The sequence below is a fragment of the Sphingobium sp. JS3065 genome, from assembly GCF_026427355.1.
In the GTDB taxonomy this organism is placed as follows: domain Bacteria; phylum Pseudomonadota; class Alphaproteobacteria; order Sphingomonadales; family Sphingomonadaceae; genus Sphingobium.
Genome location: NZ_CP102664.1, coordinates 1,654,888 through 1,669,827, shown reverse-complemented (window position 1 = coordinate 1,669,827; position 14,940 = coordinate 1,654,888). Strand labels below are relative to the sequence as shown.

Sequence of the window (14,940 nt, the reverse complement as noted above, 5' to 3'; positions counted from 1 at the left end):
AAAGGGGTGGGGGAAAAGCGACCCGCTCATGGCACCGGAATCCCGGCGCAGCAGATCACCTTTTCGAAAAGCATGAACTGGGCGTTGTCCTTGCCGGGTGCGTGCTTGCCGCTCGTCCAGAGCGCACCGGGCCGGCCGATATTGACGCACTTGCCGCCCTTGACCGGCTCCATCAGCTGAAGCTTGTAGCGCGACTTGGTCCAGATCGGGCTGGGCTTGAACGAGCAGCCATCGGACGAACTGATGGTGAGCGCGCCGAGGCGCCCCATCATGAACGTGCCGCGCGCCGCGAGCCCCGCCCAGGCCTCGACCGAGTCATCGAAATGAATGTCGCCGGCGATCGGATAGGTCGCGCCCCAGGAGCCCATGCACCAGAAGAGCGGATCGATGACCTTGCCGGCCGCGGCTGCCGCGCTGTCGCCCATGCAAGCCAGGCCGGCGGCAGGATTGCCGAACAATATGCCCTCGGGCTGGATGATCGCGCCCAATGTGCCCGATTGCCACGTCGGCAGAATCTCGGTGATCAGCGCGACGTCGAACCCATCGTCTTCCAGGCATGGAAGATCGGTGAACATGTCGAGCATCGCCCAGACCGGCGAGATGTAATAGTGCATTTGCGCGAACATCTTGCGCGTGTTCGTTCCATCAGCGATCGAGGATTGGCTACCCTGGAGCTTGCCGCCCGTCGGCATGAGATCGGCGCCGAGCGCCATCATGCACCCTGGCTCCGTCACCACGTCGACCATGCGGTTGGGCGACCAGTAAGAGACCTTCACGCCGAACCAGAACTGGACCCCTTTGCGGCATGCGCAGAGCGGTTTCGACGCCGATTGCGCATCCAGCGCCTTGTCGAGCATGTCGAAGCTGCCGATCCGGACACCGCCGACGGTGATCGGAAAGATGCACGTCCAGCGCACCTTGGTTATGGGATTGAAGACACTGCTCTCGCATTTCGACGCATGCGCCTGGCTTGGCCAGGCGAGCGTCGCGACCAGGCCGATCGCAAGCCCGATGAGGAAGATATGACAGCGCCGGATCATCGAACCGCTCCTATGAGGTTGCTCGGCAGCTGGCGGCTTCGCGGGCCAAATTCGGTCAACACGAGCTTCTGGCCAGCTTGGGCGACGACGACGGGCGCGACGGTCAACCCGAGGCGCTCCTTGACCCTTTCCTCAAGGATGTAGATCGCGCGGCCCGTCTTCTCGGTGAGCGCGATCGGGTCGCCGCTATCGCCGCCGAGCGCGGTCAGCAGAATGAAGTCGGTCGGCCGTGCGGTCCGGAGCGCCCAGCCCAGGTCGCGCGGATGAACGACCACGAGCCGCTGCGGCAGCTTGACGAAGGTCAGCGGATTGAAGGTGAAGCCCTTGGGGTAAAGCGTCTTTCCGTCGGGCAGGCGAATGTCGAAATCGAGCGTGTAGAAGGGCACGACGGTCCGCACCCGATCCGATGTCGCGGGCGCAAGTGCCGCAGCCTTGAGGGCGCTCCATTTCTCGCGGGGACCGAATGCCTTCGACATATCGCGCGGCAACGTCGCGACCTTGGCCTCGATTTCGGTCAGCGCGTCAGGCTCGACGATCGGCCAGGTTCTGCCGATCGTGCTGCGATTCATGCCCGAGGTTTCGGCGCGGGCGGCAAAAGCCAGCGCGCCGGCACCGATCAGCAGCAGCACGACGGTCGCGGCCTGCCCAAGAACGACCATTTTGGCGCTGGACGGGATGAGAGGATCAGCGGCCACGGCGGCGCCTCCAGTCGGTGGGAGGAGGATCGGGGAAGCCGACGAGCGCGAACATGAGCGATGCGCCGGAGACGAAGCTGACTAGGCTGACGACCACGCGCAGATGGCTCGCGATGCCCGGCTCGAGCATCAGCAGGAATGTCTGCACGAACAGCAGAAGGGAGCCGCCGACGACGAGACGCACTGCTCCGGGTGAGGGATTGTCATCGAGGAGGCCGTTCACGAAGCCCTCCATTGTTTGAAACGGGTCAGCAGCCGTGCGCTCCAGGCGGACAGGCCGAGCAGCAGCAGTCCGCTGGCAAAGCAGGAAGCGGCCACCAATATGGCGGCGCGCAGGACCAGCATCGCGGGTTGGTCCAGTACGATGCCGGCCGCTGCGACGAGCACCCCCATCATCAGTGTTTCAATTGCGACCAGGCGGAGCTTCCAAAGGACGGACTCTGCCTCGCAGCGCGCAGCCACCCGCGCTTCGATCACCCGTTCGAGTTCGAGATCGGCCGTCAGATCGAGCGGCAATTGATCGGGGTGAGAAGGGTTGGCGCGTCGCATCACGGTCACTCCGCTGCCGCCAGCCGGACCGGATCCGGCAATCCAAGGATCTCGGCGGGATCGACGCCTGCGAGGCGGCAAACCGCCTCGAGCGGCGACAGACCCAGCCCGATCAGGGCCTCGAAGGCTGCGACCTCATCGGGCGCCGACGTATTGATCCAGTAGGAGAAGGGGTCGACAACGAGCCTGGCGATGCCCAGGCCCAATGGGGAGTCGATGAAGACCTCGCTATAGTTCGGCTTGGAGTTGCGGACTGATTTCAGGAGGTCGAGAACGAACCCCGAATAGTCGAGAATCTTGTTCTCGACCGCGCGATCATAGGTCGAGCCCTGCAGCAGGAACCGAGTTGCCGCGTTTTCCAGGATCACCTGTCCGGTGCCGCCAAACAGAGTCAGGTCGTTCATCGATTGCAGCACGATGCCAAACGAACCGCGATATTTGCGCGCGCGCCGATAGCCTTGGCCGAAAGCCTCGGCGAGGCGGCTCAGGTCCTGTCCCTCGGTCCGCGTCATGAACTGCGCGGCCTCGTCGCACAGCACGAAGCGCGGCCGATCGCGGGCGGAGAGATACAGCTCCTGGGTGACGGCATTGACCACCACCATGACGATCACGTTGAAAAGATCGGGCATCGCCTTGAGCCGTTCGAGCTCAAGCACGACGAACTCGTCCGATCTGATGTCGAGCGTCGAGGGGCCGTTGAAATAATGGCCATAGGCGCCGTCGGAGCCGAAATCCCGCAAGTTGAAGGCAAGCTCACGAGCTACCGGCACGAGGTGATCAACCCGATCAAGGTCGCTTCCAGCATGCGCCGGATAGGTGCCGAGCCATTCGCGCACCGAGTCGATGCCATGATCGGCACGGCCCGTATCGATCGTCCACTGGACGGCCGATTTCAGCAGATTCCATTCGGAGGTCGAAACGCCCTTGCGCGTCGAGGCATTGGCCATTTCGGCGACGATCGCCACCGCCATGGTGATCGCCGACTGCTTGTCGTCACCGTCGAGCGCCAGGCCCATGTCGAACGGATTGAGGACCAGTTGCTCCTCGCCGATATCGATATAGCGGCCCGAGCAAAGCGTGCAGAGCTTCCTATAGCTCCCGCCGATGTCGATGATGCGGATGAGCGCGCCGCACGCATAATATTGCTGGCAAAGATTGTTGAGCAGGAAGCTCTTGCCCGCTCCGGACTCCGCCGAGACGATGAAATTATAATTGTTGATGCGCGGATCGAAGAGATCGAGCGTGATAAGCTGACCTTTGCGGCCCGTGTAGAGCAAAGCCGGTCGGCCGCCGCCGCGAAAGTCGGTCTGAATCGGCGCCAGCAGAACAGCCGCCTTCACCGGCATGCGGAAGTCGCGCTCAAGCATGCGCAGCGTCGTGCGGTCCGGATACAGCCCGAATGGCAGGCTCATCGGGAGCAGGGTCGGATTGAGATAGCTCTCCTCCTGCATCGAGAAGGGCAGTGGTTCGCTCTCCCACAGACGCTTCGCGCGGGCGGCGAGCTCGCGGGCATGGGCGCGGTCGCGACCGAATACCCAGACCATCGGGATGACGCGGACGAACTTCGAGTTGCCCGCCTCATCGAGAATCCAGCCGATCTCCTCGATCTGCTTGCCGACCTCGACCGCGAAGGAGCCCGCAGCCTTCTGCGCGGAAAGGATCTGCGCGCGTTTGTGGATCTCGAACTGTGAATGGTCGAACAGGATGTTCAGCGTGTAGAGGAACGGACCGCCGATCTGGTCGCTGTCTTCCGCCGAGCCGCGCATCCCGCCCAGAAGGCGGTTCGCGCGCTCGGCAGTGATGCGCCGCGCGGGTGCCTTGGGCGTCAGGCAGCGCGCGACCTGGTTGCCGATAAAGACCTCCGGTCCCTCGAACAGGAGGTCGGGGCCAGCGTCGATGATCTGCTTGGCGAGCGTCGGCGCGCCGATCGTCGCGCCATCGGCGAACACACCGGGTGCCGATTGCGTGACACCGTTGAAGATGCGGCGGTAGAAAGAGATCATCTCCTCGGGCTCGAGGCGGCGAATGCCAAGCTTGGCGAGTTGCTCCTCGACTTGGCGCCGAAGATCCTCGCCGAGGGGGCGCCGCGTCTTGATCGACAGCAGCGTGCGAAAGTTTCGCACGGGGATGCCGTGCAAGGCCTTCAGGCCATGTCGACCCCGGCTCAGATATTCGCGGGTGCGTCGCGCGGACGCCTGGATGAGGGGGTCGTCGCGGGTTTTGAGATCGAGAAACGCGTCGAGCGCGTCGTCGATCAGCGGGTCGGCGAAGGTGTGGAGTTGGAGGACCGTGCCGTCCGGGAAATTGACGTTCAGCAGGCCCTGCAGCGCACCCTGAACATGCGCGAACATGTACGCGGTCGGCACGATCTCCCACGCGTGGCCCCATGTGTCGTCGATGCAGAGGAACGCCTCGCTCTCCGCGTCCCAGGCGACGAGCGGCAGATAATCGGAATAGGCGTCGCGGCGTACCGCGTTGCGCATGCGAGAATAAGAGAGCCCGCGGCCTCGCTTTGAGCCAGGCGCGCTCATCGCCGCGGCTCCGTCGCGGACGTGATCGGGGCTTCGGGCGTGTCACCGGCTGCCGTCGCGGCTGTGGACTCCTGGACCTGACCAAGGATCGGTGCCTTTGCCGCCTGGCTCGGCGGCGCGACAAGGCTTCCCCCGACCACCCAGACGGGCTTCTCCATGATCGAATAGACGTAGCGCGGCATATAGAGCCGGTCCGGCCGCTGCCGGTCGGCATAAGGCAGGATCAATGTCCGGACGGTCCGCGCGGGTTTGAGCATCGGTGTCACGGGCGCATCGATCAGCCCCTTGAGTTCCTGGTAGACGCTGTCGCGATAGGTGCCGTAGGCGCTCGGAGGTCCGGCGCGATCGCTGCGTTGACCACGCTTTGCTGCGGTCTGGTCGCGCAGCATTTTGCGGTCGTTGGTGACCGCAGGGTCGGATTTGGACGTGACCCCGGCGACCGCGTCCTCATAGGCCCTCTCGGGGTGGATACACTGGCCGTGATCATCATTCTTGCAGGAGAATTTCTCGCTATAGGGCGACATGAGTGACCCCATGGTCGCGCAGCCGGAGAGGAGCAGGGCGGCTCCGGAGGCGAACGCGAGCGCTCCGCCGCGAATGACATGCTTGGGCATTGCTGGTGCTCCCTGGAGGATGGGCGGTCGGCGCATCAGAACTTGGCTCCAACCGAAGGCTTGATCTCGAGGGCGAGGCCCTCCTGGATGACGACCACCACATCCTTGGCGGCGCCCACCTCGACCACCGGTCCCGCCTGACGAGCGAGATCGAGATAGAAATCGGTCAGCTTGTCGGACGAGCGCGAGAGCCCTCCCGCGATGCCGGTTTTGGCCGCATCGCCCGCATCAAGCGTGCGCACGCTGCCGAGCGCCGAGGTGGAGACATTTCCGAACGTGCCCTCGACCGATTGGGCGATGCCCGCGATCGTGCCGGCGATGAACGAGCGCGCAAGCGTTGCCCCGGCGCGGGTTACCACCTTGCCGGACAGGCCCTTCTTGCCATCGGCGTCGACGAAGAAGCCTTTGATCGGCTGATCGACGACCGCATGCTCATCGAAGTCGACGCAGGAGATCGAGACGAGCTGAATCTCGACCCGCTCCTTCGCCAGGCTGCCGGTCGCATTGCCGATGACGAAACATCCCGACAAATTGGCTTTGACGTCATTGGGCAGCACGGCCGGGGCCTGCACACGGGCGATGATCGGTTCCGGATTGCTGGTCGCATCGCGGCTCGCCAGCGCGTCGATCCCGGTCAGCAGCCTCGCTTTCATGAAACCAGGTGGCAAATAGATCGTCCGATTGGCTTTTTTTGATCGTGCCACGCCGGCCGCGCCTCCCTCCGCCGCGACCGCGTTCGTGGCCGCGCCGATCGCGCCCACCTGGCGCTCGGTCGGGGGTGCGGGCGGTGCCGGAGGCGCTGCCGGAGCAGCGGGCGGCGGGGGCAGCGAGTCGCCTTCGGCTTTCGCTTCTGGCGGTGCCGGCGGATAAGCAGGTGCCTCCCCGGGCAGGGCTGGAGGCAATCCAGCATCCGCGCCATGATCGCCGGCACCAATGTCGGCGCCGGGCGTGACACGGCCCTGCTCGATGGCGGTCACGCGGTCACCGAGCAGTGACTGCCCGTCGAGGATCTTCTGAAGGTCGCCGCGCATCTTGACTTCGAGGCTGTCGCCGCGAAGGCCCGCGCCCATGTCCAGCTTGGACGCTTCCGGCGCCTTTGCCAGCTCCTGCGTGCCGTTCGAACTCGCGGTATAGAGGCCAAAGCCAAGCACAGCGATCGTTGCGACGACGCCTGCCTGCTTCGCGCGCAGCTTCTGGTCCGACGTGAGCCGCGCCCATTGCGTCCGCAGGTCGAGCAAGGCTGGACGATCGCCGGTCTCTTCGAGCGGTGCGTCCATGCCGGACGGCACTCCGGGCAGCGGTGCGGCGCCAGGCGCGGCGGGATCAGCCGGGCCGGTCATTGCGTGACGCTCCGCCGTATGACGATCAGCCGTGCGCTATCGCCCTGGCCGAGTGTAAGCCGGTCGAGCGTTACTGCGAAAATGTCCGGACCCAATGCCGAATCCAGGAACGCGCGCTCATCCAGGTTCACCGGGATCGGACTGGTCAGGAGATATTCGCTGGCTGATAGTCCGGCGCCTTCAACGTCCAGACGCCGACGCTCATGGATAAAGACATTGGGAAGGTCGACCACCATGAGCTTTGTTGCCTGCGGAGCAACTTCGGTGAACGACGCCGGGATCCGATCCTGCAGCAGCGCGAGCACGATCCCGACCGCGCGCTCCTCCTCGACCAGCGGACCGAGCAGCGCATCATTGGCGCGTGCCCGCTGGGAGGAACCCGGGACAAGCGTCACGGTCTGCGCGGGGATGTCCGACGGTTCGGCGTAGAGCGGGTAGATCGCGCCGTTGCACGACACGAAGAATTCTGATGGCGTCGTCACGAACGTGCGGGTCTTTGCGCCTATGTCGTCGGTCTCGAGCACGAGGAACTTGATCCAGGCGTCGGATCCGCCGCGCTCGACGGCGAGGCCCTTCTCGGCCGAGAACTTGACGTCGTCGATGTCGCCGCCGACGCAGACGATATGATTGACGTCGTGGTTGGACAGCCGGATGCGGCTGGTCTGGTCGGGCAGGGCCACGACCGACTGGGCGAGTGCCGGCGTTGTGGCGGTGAATACCGCCAGGGCGCAGGCAAGCCTCAAGCTTCTACCGAATCTCGGCACTGAAATTCTCCTCCTGAAGGGCGGTCAGCCAGAAGCGGCCATTGTCGATCGCGAAGCGGATGCGCAGGTTTCCACGGAACTTGCGGATGACGCCGCCGATGACGCGGACCTTCTCGACGGGCACGACGATCTCGGTATCGGTGTAGGTGACCGGCTGATCGCCGCGGATATAGGTCGCGATCGACAGCGTCGGATTGCTGGCGAGCTCGTCCAGCAGCCGGTTCAGGCTGTCGCGCAGGCCATTATAGGCGCTCGGATGGACAAGGCTCAGCAACTCCTGGAACTGGCGATCGGCCGAATAGGCCGAGTAGGTCCCGGCCAGGCTGACGATGTTCCGCGTGATGGTCCGCAGATATGTCGTCGAGGGCTTGTTGCCGGTGACATAGAGGTCGCCGCCCGCGCCGAACGGGACGATCACGGTGCGCTGGTTCTGGTTCGACGTGTAGACGACGGTGCCGAGCACTGCGGTGATCCCGAAGAGTCCCGCGATCGCGAACTTTAGGAGCCGGTTCTCCTCGAAGAGATTGGCCGAGCCCTGAAGATAGCGGTGAAGATGCCAGCTTGGCCGGGTGTCGCCGATCATGTCGGCATCGACCTTGCGTCTGAATGGATGCCCCATGCACTCTACTCGAAAAAGCGGGTCTGGGTCGGACCCGGATAATGACGGAAGCGGAGAAGACCCCAGCGCCAGGCCAGATGCGGGATGAAACCGCGCGGCTTGGTTCGCTTCCAGGGAATGAAGAGGAGAAGAGCGCCGATGAGCGTCCAACCGATCATCCCGCCGACGATCACGGCGACGAAGATGGTGGACATCACGACGATGAACTCCTGACTGTCGAACCAGAGGATCTGGACCGGCCGGTGCAGGAACTGCGGCAGACGTTCTTCCAACGCCCTTCTCCCTTGCTTCATCACGCGTCAGCGTGATTTCCGAGAGGTGACCACCACCCCCCGTCTCGAAAGGCGCGCGAGCCGGAAGACCCGGCGCGGCGCGCCAAGGCTCAGATCACCATGCCGAAGGTCTGGAGGATTGAATCCGCCTTGATCAGGCAGACCGCCGCCACGATCGTCGGAATGCCGATCATGATGTTGCTGAAGAGGCGCGAGACGCCGAACAGGAAGGCGGCGACACCGCCGACAAAGCCGAGCGGGCCTTTGACGCCCTTGTTCACGACGATGTCGTAGATGTCGTAGCCAAGATCGCCGGCTGCCGGTGCCTGGAAGGCGTGGGCGGCGCTGGTGCAGGCGATGGCAACCAGCAAGAACAGGACCGCCGCGTCGGCGGTGCGGAAAGTCCGGTTGGGGAGCAGACTGAGCATTGATGGTCTCCTTGGAAACGGAGCCGTCCGAACACATGCCTGCCGGCACCGATGGGAATCGTTGTCGGCCGACGGCGACGCTGGACGGCTCCGAAGGAGCGCGGCCGCCGGCATCCCGGCCCTCGCACCGCTCGGCGCACGCTCATTGGAGCAGCGGCGCGGAGTGGTGGTGAGGCCCGCCAGATAGGGGAGGGGAGTGCAGGCGTTCGGCACTGCACTGGGCGAGTCAGGGTTGTGCATCGACGTTGCCCTTCTGATCGAGGAACGCCTGGAGCTCGGCCTGCTGAAAACCGGAGACGAGCTTGCCATCGACGAACAGCGTCGGCGTACCGGCGATGCCCATCTTGCTGACGGTGCGCGCGTCCTTCGCGACCTTCTGCTGTCCGGCCTGGCATTTGAGGAGCACTGCGGGCTTCGCGCCGGCATAGACCGCTTTGAACGCGGCTTCCTTGTCGGGGGAGCAGAGGATATGCTCGGCTTTCGCCGCGGCATCCGGATGGATCGTGCTGACGAAGTAGATCAGCCGCTGAACCGGCTTGCCCTCGGCGGCCTTCGCCGCCCAAAAGCGATCGAGCGCCTGGCAATAGGGGCAGTCGGGATCGGTGAACTCGATCACCTGGGGCGCACCGGCCGGACCGATCACAAGCGCATCGGCTGGGTCGATCGCGCCGAGCCGCTTTCGCGCGCTCGCATCCTGGGCCATTGCGGTGACGTTGATGCCGTTCTTGTCGTAGACGGCTGCGAACAGCAGATGACCACTCTCCGGCGCAAAATAGATGATGCGCCCACCGGCCGTCGCCTGATAGATGGCTCCCTTGACGGGCGCTGGTCCGAAGTCCTCAAAGCTGAGGTTGGTGAAGGTCTGGCGCAATTGACGCTGGGCGTCTGCAGCTGCCGCGGGCAGAGGATCACTCGGGGCCGCTATCGGGGCATTCTGCGCAAACGCGGATGTCCCCGCGAGCAGCAACGAAGCTGCCAGCAGTTCAACGGCGCGACGCACTGGGAACCTCCCCGCTCGCTTGGGCCGAAAGCGCGAAGATCCTTGCGTCGACCTTGAACGCGGCACCGATCGGGATCGCGGTAGCAACCACCGGCTTGGCGGCCTGTCCCGCCACTTGCCGGAGGCGGATCGAATAGCCCTGATCGTCTTGGACGATCGCGAGCTGGCTGCGGGCGGCACAGGGATAGCCTTCGGCGTCGGGCCGATAATCCTGCGCCTGGGCCTGGGACGCGAGCAGGCTGGTCGCAAGGATCGCAGCAAGCCTGGTCGATGGGCGTGGAAAGGTCATGAGACGCGTCTCCTCGTGGCGCGAATCCGCGCTTTGGTTCAGGGTTTGAAAGGTGCGGATCGAGGGACTGCGGGCGTTAGCTAGAGGCGCCCATGACCACCGATCCGGTGTGCCACGAGCAATGCCGATGTCTTGAAATGCCTGCAATAGGGAGGGCACTGAGGTGCCGAAGCGGCGAAAGAAAGCTTATAAGTCCGCAACTTGAATATTGCGGGCCATCACACGCCCGGATGGGCGCTAAATGGAACCGAGCGGCACTGAAGTGCCGCTTTAGCCATGGTTGGAGTAGGGTAAAGACCGACTTTTGCCCCGAAACAGCAGCAAATCGCTATCGGGAAGGGGGTAACAAGCGAATGGGCCGAGCAACACGAACTTTCAAACTCCGGCTCTCGCCGGCCGGGATGGATGTGCTCATCGACTCGCACTGCCATCTGATTCGCACCACGCGCTGCCTCCTTGCGTGGGGCACTACCCTGCATGTGGCTGTGAACTATCTCGATACGGTCCCAGCGAGCACTATAGTCGATTCTTTGAATGCCCTGCGAGAAGCACCATTGAGCGGATCGGAGGAGCATCACGTCGGCGCGCCGCATCGTCTTTGGGATACTGCCTCACAGATCGCCGAGCGTGTCCGATGTGCCGTGCCGGATCGCGAGCCGCCCTCACTCGGGAGCATCTACATCCTCGCGCTTCAGCATCTTGCGCGCGCGGATGGCGCACAGCTCCTGGCTGCTTTCGAGCGCGCGAGCCCGCCGGTGAAAAGGCCGCCAATCGCCGATGGCAAGATTGGTCAATGATTTCAGAATGCTGGCAGTCGATGCTTGGCCAAATTGGCGGCGGTTCCGTTTGACAGTGGTGGTATGCACACCTAGCAATAGGGTCCGAAATGGCCTTGGCGGGCGGTATCTCCCGTAAGGAGACACGGACATGTCGCTGGATTGCGCGGCTTCCGTTGCTGATGCACCGCTCTCGTATGTGAAAGAACAGTCGGGACGGCAGATTGAGGAAGCACGGAAGAAGATAGGTATCACGCAGCGCGAGCTGGCCAGGAATCTCGGTATGGGAGTCCGCTGGCTGCGCGAGATTGAGTCCGGAAACCCGAAGTCGAAGCTCGATGATCATCTGCGCTGCGCATATCGGCTTGGTTTGTCGACCGGCCACATTCTCATCCCCCTGTTGTTCGCGGGCCAGCGCATGTGCTTCCCAAGGCAGCTCGCGGCTGGCGATCTTTGCGATCTCGAGCGGCTATGCGTTGAAGTCGTCGCAGAGCGGAATCTTAGCCAGCTGACCAATGCCCTTACGCCCAGATGGCAGCCCTCGGCGCTCGCAGCAGGGGCGAGCTAGTGATGTCTGCAGCGGATCCGATCACGCAAGAGCGCGTCTATCGCGCACTCAAGGCAGACTATCTGGCGGGTCTCTTCCACGCTGGTGAGAAACTCGAGATCCAGGACATCGCAGACCGCCATGGGGCGAGCAAAACACCTGTGCGAGAAGCAGCCTGTCGACTGATGGGGGAGGGCTTGGTCGAGCCAGATAGCGCTGGCGGATTTCGGGTCACGCTTGCGACCCCGCTAGAACTGATCCATCTTTATGCTTGGAACACGCATCTGCTCTTGGGCTTGGCCCAGAGGATGAAAAAATCGGTTCTCAGCCAGACTCTGGACCGTTTCTCGCGTGCGGGGTTCGGCAGCACGCCCGTTGAGATCGCGACACTTACCGGATCAATCTTCCTCGCGTTTGCTGAATCAACAGGAAATACGGAGGCCATGGCCGCCATCGCACAGATCAACGAACGTCTATTCTATCAGCGAGTCGCTGGAGCAGCCAAGATCAAGGAGGCTGCTAGAGAGCTGCGTACAATGACAAATTCCGCTGTGGCCGATGTCCATAAGAGCGTCCATCGGCGCATTGAATCTTACCATGAGCGGAGAATCGACCATCAACAGCAAATTATCCAGAAGCAGGCGCAAGAGGCGTTGGAACGCTAAATCAGTCGCTTAGAAGGCCGATACTTAAATCCAAGTCAGACTCAGAAAATATTCTCGGATATCGCGCCAATTTGTCTAGATATATTCGGGTCCGTCGAAGGTTTGCCCGCGCTATCCTTGGACTGCCGCTGTTCTTGCGGCGGATCAAAAGGAGCGTGTCATGCAACGCAATGACGAACATCACGACGACGAACTGATCGATCTCGGTTCGGCCATCGCCGAAACCAAAGGCGCCAACCAAGGCCAGTCAGATGCAGAGGGCCAGCCGCGCAGTCTGATCGGCGGCATTTCCGACGACTGAAAGGGTGGGGCGCGCCTTGCAGGATGTGAGGTGCGCCTTTCCTTGGGGGTATTGGGCATGCGCTATCGCCTTCGTGACAATCTCTATGCTGCCAAAGCAGACAAACTCATCCTTCTGGATCTTGAAGCGGATCGCTATTTCGCCTTGCCGCCTTCGCTCGAAATGGCGCTACGCGAAGTTATAGCACAGCCCGAGACTACCGACCCAGCTTGTGAAAACATCGCCCTTCTTGTGCGGCAAAAGCTGATCGTGGAGGAGCCGACGGTCGCGTCGAACCCGGACACGGCAATTCTTCCTGCCGCGGAGCGGGAATTGATTCTGCCGGCATGCGTCCGGCCACACTGGACTCTGACAGCACAACTTGCGGCCATCCAGATCAATATGGCGATCAAGTGCCGGGCAATGGGCCTCAATCGGCTGCGTGCTGACACATTTCGGAGCCGTGCTCGATACGCCCCTCGACAGGACAGCGGCCTGGAAACCTATTTTTTGATCGCCGCGAGCTTTGCGAAACTGGACTATATATTTCCCGTCGCTGATCGCTGTCTGGTGCGCACATTGTCTTTCCTGCGTGCAAGCCACGTCCGCGGCTATTTCCCATCGTTCGTCGTCGGCGTTCAAGCCAGGCCATTTTCAGCCCATTGTTGGGCGCAATCGGGAGACCTCGTGCTCAATGACAGGCTCGAGAATGTTGCCGGTTACGTGCCCATTCTCGTGATCTGATGCCGTTTCAGTATGTGATCTTGCTCGAAAGTGAGTCAGACAGCCGGGAACGACGGTCCGACCAGTTAATGGCCGGGACCGGTCTTGTCCTGACGAAGCGGACAAAGGACTATCTGCTCTTCACCAACGCACCCGCGGACGTGATCGACCTTGGGGAAACCGGCGTCATTCTCGGATCCCTCTTTCCGACTTTTGGTCCGCCCGAGCGTCAACGGCAGCTGGATGGCAAAGAGGCAGATCAGATCACCGCCAGTTCAGTTCGCCATCTTCTGGAGCGCTATTGGGGAAGCTATATTGCCTTGCACAGGGGGGCCACTGGTCATCATGTCCTTCGAGCGCCGCTGGGCACGCTATCCTGCCTCTATGTCCGGGGCCATGACTATGTCGCCTTCGCGTCCCGGGCCAAGCTTCTTGTTCAGGCTGGCCTCGCTCGCGGCAGTGTCGATTGGCAAGCTTTGGCACATTATCTCTATCTCAGAGACCTGCCGAGCCCTCATACGGCTCTGCTCGAATTCCGAGAATTGCTGCCAGGAACAGAGATTACAATTTCCAGTCAGACCACGGCCATCGCGCAGCTATGGTCACCGTGGAGCTATGTGGACAGTCGGGGAGATGCCGCGGATCCAGTGCTGGATGTGAAGGTAGAGCGGACAATTCAAAACTGCGTTGCTGCCTTCGCCTCGCAGTTTGATAATGTCGTGGCCACACTTTCCGGCGGCCTGGATTCTTCCGTCGTCCTGGCATGCCTTGCCAGAAGCCGTACGAACGTGACGGCCCTCACGATAAGTACGCAGGATCCAAACGGCGACGAGCGCCCATATGCCAAATGTATGTCGCAGCATGCGCAGGTCGAATTGCTGGAAGAATTTTATCATCTGGAAGACATTGATCTCGGCAAATCAGTCGCCAGTCATTTGCCACGCCCGTCTGGCCGAATCCATGAGCAGGCCTATCGAGCGGCGGTAGCCAGGATTGCCCAGTCACAAAATGTCGCAGCCATTTTCACCGGCAACGGCGGCGACAACATATTCTATAATAGCGCATCGGTGCGCCCGATAATTGATCGCTTCTTGCTGCAGGGGATCGGTCCCAGTCTCGCGACGATGTTAGACGTTGCTTCGCTAACCCGGACAAGCCTTTTCAGGGTCATCTTGGAAACCGCCCGTCTAGTGGTGCACGATGGCGGCAAATGCCGCTGGAAGCCGACACCGCAATTGCTCAGCGAAGAACTCTTGGCCGCTCAGGCGCACCTTCCAATCGAACATCCGTGGTTGACGCCGAACGATCGTTTGATTCCCGGCAAGGCGGGGCACATCAACATGCTGCTTCGTATGCAACATCATGTCGAGGGCTATTCGCCTGACCTTCCATTCACCGTAGTGAACCCGATCGCCGCCCAACCGATAGTCGAGCTTTGCCTGGCTATACCAAGTTGGCGCGCTTGCACGGGCGGACGAAATCGCGCTTTCATTCGCGATGCATTTTCCACCCAGCTTCCGGGCACGATTCTTAACCGGACGACAAAGGCTGGGCCAGACAGTTTCATTCTTGCCCTGCTAGACGCCCGTATTGAGCAAATTCGCGAGCGCCTCTCCTACGGACATCTCAGCCGGCAGGGGATTCTGAATCGGACCGAGTTGGACGAGATTTTTCGAACGGGTCGGTGCCGAGACCCAGTATATTATTTGAGGCTGATGGCGTTGCTCGACACGGAGGCTTGGCTAGACCAATGGATCGCGCCTGGCGTGTCCTCGCTCGATTAAATAGCCACATGGTGCGCCAAAACA

Annotated in this window: 19 protein-coding genes; 6 read left to right on the top strand and 13 right to left on the bottom strand. The window is 62.2% G+C overall.

The window, feature by feature from the left end; genetic code table 11:
* Positions 1-26 precede the first annotated feature (26 nt).
* The 13 genes from NUH86_RS07975 to NUH86_RS07915 all read right to left on the bottom strand — a co-directional run bounded on the left by NUH86_RS07975 (position 27) and on the right by NUH86_RS07915 (position 10,141).
* Positions 27-1,040 carry a TraU family protein gene (locus tag NUH86_RS07975; protein WP_267251923.1) on the bottom strand — a complete coding sequence of 338 codons (1,014 nt, stop codon included), beginning with the start codon at positions 1,038-1,040 and terminating at the stop codon, positions 27-29.
* Complete coding sequence (locus NUH86_RS07970; protein WP_267252063.1) at positions 1,037-1,699, bottom strand: conjugal transfer protein TraW; 663 nt, start codon at positions 1,697-1,699, stop codon at positions 1,037-1,039. Before NUH86_RS07970 ends, NUH86_RS07975 begins: the two co-directional genes overlap by 4 nt.
* 25 nt (positions 1,700-1,724) lie before the next feature.
* Positions 1,725-1,958 carry a hypothetical protein gene (locus tag NUH86_RS07965; RefSeq protein ID WP_188064351.1) on the bottom strand — a complete coding sequence of 78 codons (234 nt, stop codon included), beginning with the start codon at positions 1,956-1,958 and terminating at the stop codon, positions 1,725-1,727.
* Entirely contained in the window at positions 1,955-2,284 is a 330-nt protein-coding gene (locus NUH86_RS07960) for a hypothetical protein (RefSeq protein ID WP_267251922.1), read from the bottom strand. The genes NUH86_RS07965 and NUH86_RS07960 overlap by 4 nt, the downstream gene beginning before the upstream one ends.
* Before the next feature lie 5 nt (positions 2,285-2,289).
* Positions 2,290-4,815 carry a TraC family protein gene (locus tag NUH86_RS07955; RefSeq protein ID WP_267251921.1) on the bottom strand — a complete coding sequence of 842 codons (2,526 nt, stop codon included), beginning with the start codon at positions 4,813-4,815 and terminating at the stop codon, positions 2,290-2,292.
* Complete coding sequence (locus NUH86_RS07950) at positions 4,812-5,429, bottom strand: TraV family lipoprotein (RefSeq protein WP_267251920.1); 618 nt, start codon at positions 5,427-5,429, stop codon at positions 4,812-4,814. Before NUH86_RS07950 ends, NUH86_RS07955 begins: the two co-directional genes overlap by 4 nt.
* Positions 5,430-5,464: 35 nt before the next feature.
* On the bottom strand, positions 5,465-6,706 hold the full coding sequence (locus NUH86_RS07945) for a TraB/VirB10 family protein (RefSeq protein WP_267252062.1): 1,242 nt from the start codon (positions 6,704-6,706) through the stop codon (positions 5,465-5,467).
* 59 nt (positions 6,707-6,765) lie between these two features.
* Positions 6,766-7,533, bottom strand: a complete 768-nt coding sequence (locus NUH86_RS07940; protein ID WP_416365350.1) for a type-F conjugative transfer system secretin TraK — start codon at positions 7,531-7,533, stop codon at positions 6,766-6,768.
* A complete protein-coding gene (locus NUH86_RS07935) occupies positions 7,517-8,116 on the bottom strand; it encodes a TraE/TraK family type IV conjugative transfer system protein (protein ID WP_416365364.1) in 600 nt (199 codons plus the stop codon). Before NUH86_RS07935 ends, NUH86_RS07940 begins: the two co-directional genes overlap by 17 nt.
* A gap of 41 nt (positions 8,117-8,157) precedes the next feature.
* Entirely contained in the window at positions 8,158-8,424 is a 267-nt protein-coding gene (locus tag NUH86_RS07930) for a type IV conjugative transfer system protein TraL (protein WP_267251918.1), read from the bottom strand.
* Positions 8,425-8,534: 110 nt separating this feature from the next.
* Positions 8,535-8,852, bottom strand: coding sequence for a hypothetical protein (locus NUH86_RS07925; RefSeq protein ID WP_267251917.1), 318 nt, complete (start codon positions 8,850-8,852; stop codon positions 8,535-8,537).
* Positions 8,853-9,078: 226 nt separating this feature from the next.
* Positions 9,079-9,852, bottom strand: coding sequence for a DsbC family protein (locus tag NUH86_RS07920; protein WP_416365349.1), 774 nt, complete (start codon positions 9,850-9,852; stop codon positions 9,079-9,081).
* On the bottom strand, positions 9,836-10,141 hold the full coding sequence (locus NUH86_RS07915; protein ID WP_267251916.1) for a hypothetical protein: 306 nt from the start codon (positions 10,139-10,141) through the stop codon (positions 9,836-9,838). Before NUH86_RS07915 ends, NUH86_RS07920 begins: the two co-directional genes overlap by 17 nt.
* 401 nt (positions 10,142-10,542) lie before the next feature.
* Between NUH86_RS07915 and NUH86_RS07910 the strand changes: the two genes are divergently transcribed.
* The 6 genes from NUH86_RS07910 (at position 10,543) to NUH86_RS07885 (ending at position 14,916) form a co-directional block, all read left to right on the top strand.
* Positions 10,543-10,938: a hypothetical protein gene (locus NUH86_RS07910; protein ID WP_267251915.1), complete on the top strand. Its 396-nt coding sequence runs from the start codon at positions 10,543-10,545 to the stop codon at positions 10,936-10,938.
* Positions 10,939-11,068: 130 nt separating this feature from the next.
* Complete coding sequence (locus NUH86_RS07905; RefSeq protein ID WP_267251914.1) at positions 11,069-11,485, top strand: helix-turn-helix domain-containing protein; 417 nt, start codon at positions 11,069-11,071, stop codon at positions 11,483-11,485.
* A 2-nt stretch (positions 11,486-11,487) separates the two neighbouring features.
* Positions 11,488-12,129 (top strand): GntR family transcriptional regulator, encoded by a 642-nt coding sequence (locus NUH86_RS07900; RefSeq protein WP_267251913.1) that lies wholly within the window; start codon positions 11,488-11,490, stop codon positions 12,127-12,129.
* 160 nt (positions 12,130-12,289) lie between these two features.
* On the top strand, positions 12,290-12,430 hold the full coding sequence (locus tag NUH86_RS07895; RefSeq protein ID WP_267251912.1) for a benenodin family lasso peptide: 141 nt from the start codon (positions 12,290-12,292) through the stop codon (positions 12,428-12,430).
* Positions 12,431-12,487: 57 nt separating this feature from the next.
* Positions 12,488-13,153, top strand: coding sequence for a lasso peptide biosynthesis B2 protein (locus NUH86_RS07890; RefSeq protein WP_267251911.1), 666 nt, complete (start codon positions 12,488-12,490; stop codon positions 13,151-13,153).
* On the top strand, positions 13,153-14,916 hold the full coding sequence (locus NUH86_RS07885; RefSeq protein ID WP_267251910.1) for an asparagine synthetase B family protein: 1,764 nt from the start codon (positions 13,153-13,155) through the stop codon (positions 14,914-14,916). The genes NUH86_RS07890 and NUH86_RS07885 overlap by 1 nt, the downstream gene beginning before the upstream one ends.
* Positions 14,917-14,940 lie beyond the last annotated feature (24 nt).

Bases quoted from the DNA above. Each gene is read 5' to 3' on its own strand.
- NUH86_RS07975 (WP_267251923.1), bottom strand. From the start codon at position 1,040: ATGATCCGGCGCTGTCATATCTTCCTCATCGGGCTTGCGATCGGCCTG.
- NUH86_RS07970 (WP_267252063.1), bottom strand. From the start codon at position 1,699: ATGGTCGTTCTTGGGCAGGCCGCGACCGTCGTGCTGCTGCTGATCGGT.
- NUH86_RS07960 (WP_267251922.1), bottom strand. From the start codon at position 2,284: ATGCGACGCGCCAACCCTTCTCACCCCGATCAATTGCCGCTCGATCTG.
- NUH86_RS07955 (WP_267251921.1), bottom strand. From the start codon at position 4,815: ATGAGCGCGCCTGGCTCAAAGCGAGGCCGCGGGCTCTCTTATTCTCGC.
- NUH86_RS07950 (WP_267251920.1), bottom strand. From the start codon at position 5,429: ATGCCCAAGCATGTCATTCGCGGCGGAGCGCTCGCGTTCGCCTCCGGA.
- NUH86_RS07945 (WP_267252062.1), bottom strand. From the start codon at position 6,706: ATGGACGCACCGCTCGAAGAGACCGGCGATCGTCCAGCCTTGCTCGAC.
- NUH86_RS07935 (WP_416365364.1), bottom strand. From the start codon at position 8,116: ATGATCGGCGACACCCGGCCAAGCTGGCATCTTCACCGCTATCTTCAG.
- NUH86_RS07925 (WP_267251917.1), bottom strand. From the start codon at position 8,852: ATGCTCAGTCTGCTCCCCAACCGGACTTTCCGCACCGCCGACGCGGCG.
- NUH86_RS07915 (WP_267251916.1), bottom strand. From the start codon at position 10,141: ATGACCTTTCCACGCCCATCGACCAGGCTTGCTGCGATCCTTGCGACC.
- NUH86_RS07910 (WP_267251915.1), top strand. From the start codon at position 10,543: ATGGATGTGCTCATCGACTCGCACTGCCATCTGATTCGCACCACGCGC.
- NUH86_RS07905 (WP_267251914.1), top strand. From the start codon at position 11,069: ATGTCGCTGGATTGCGCGGCTTCCGTTGCTGATGCACCGCTCTCGTAT.
- NUH86_RS07900 (WP_267251913.1), top strand. From the start codon at position 11,488: ATGTCTGCAGCGGATCCGATCACGCAAGAGCGCGTCTATCGCGCACTC.
- NUH86_RS07895 (WP_267251912.1), top strand. From the start codon at position 12,290: ATGCAACGCAATGACGAACATCACGACGACGAACTGATCGATCTCGGT.
- NUH86_RS07890 (WP_267251911.1), top strand. From the start codon at position 12,488: ATGCGCTATCGCCTTCGTGACAATCTCTATGCTGCCAAAGCAGACAAA.
- NUH86_RS07885 (WP_267251910.1), top strand. From the start codon at position 13,153: ATGCCGTTTCAGTATGTGATCTTGCTCGAAAGTGAGTCAGACAGCCGG.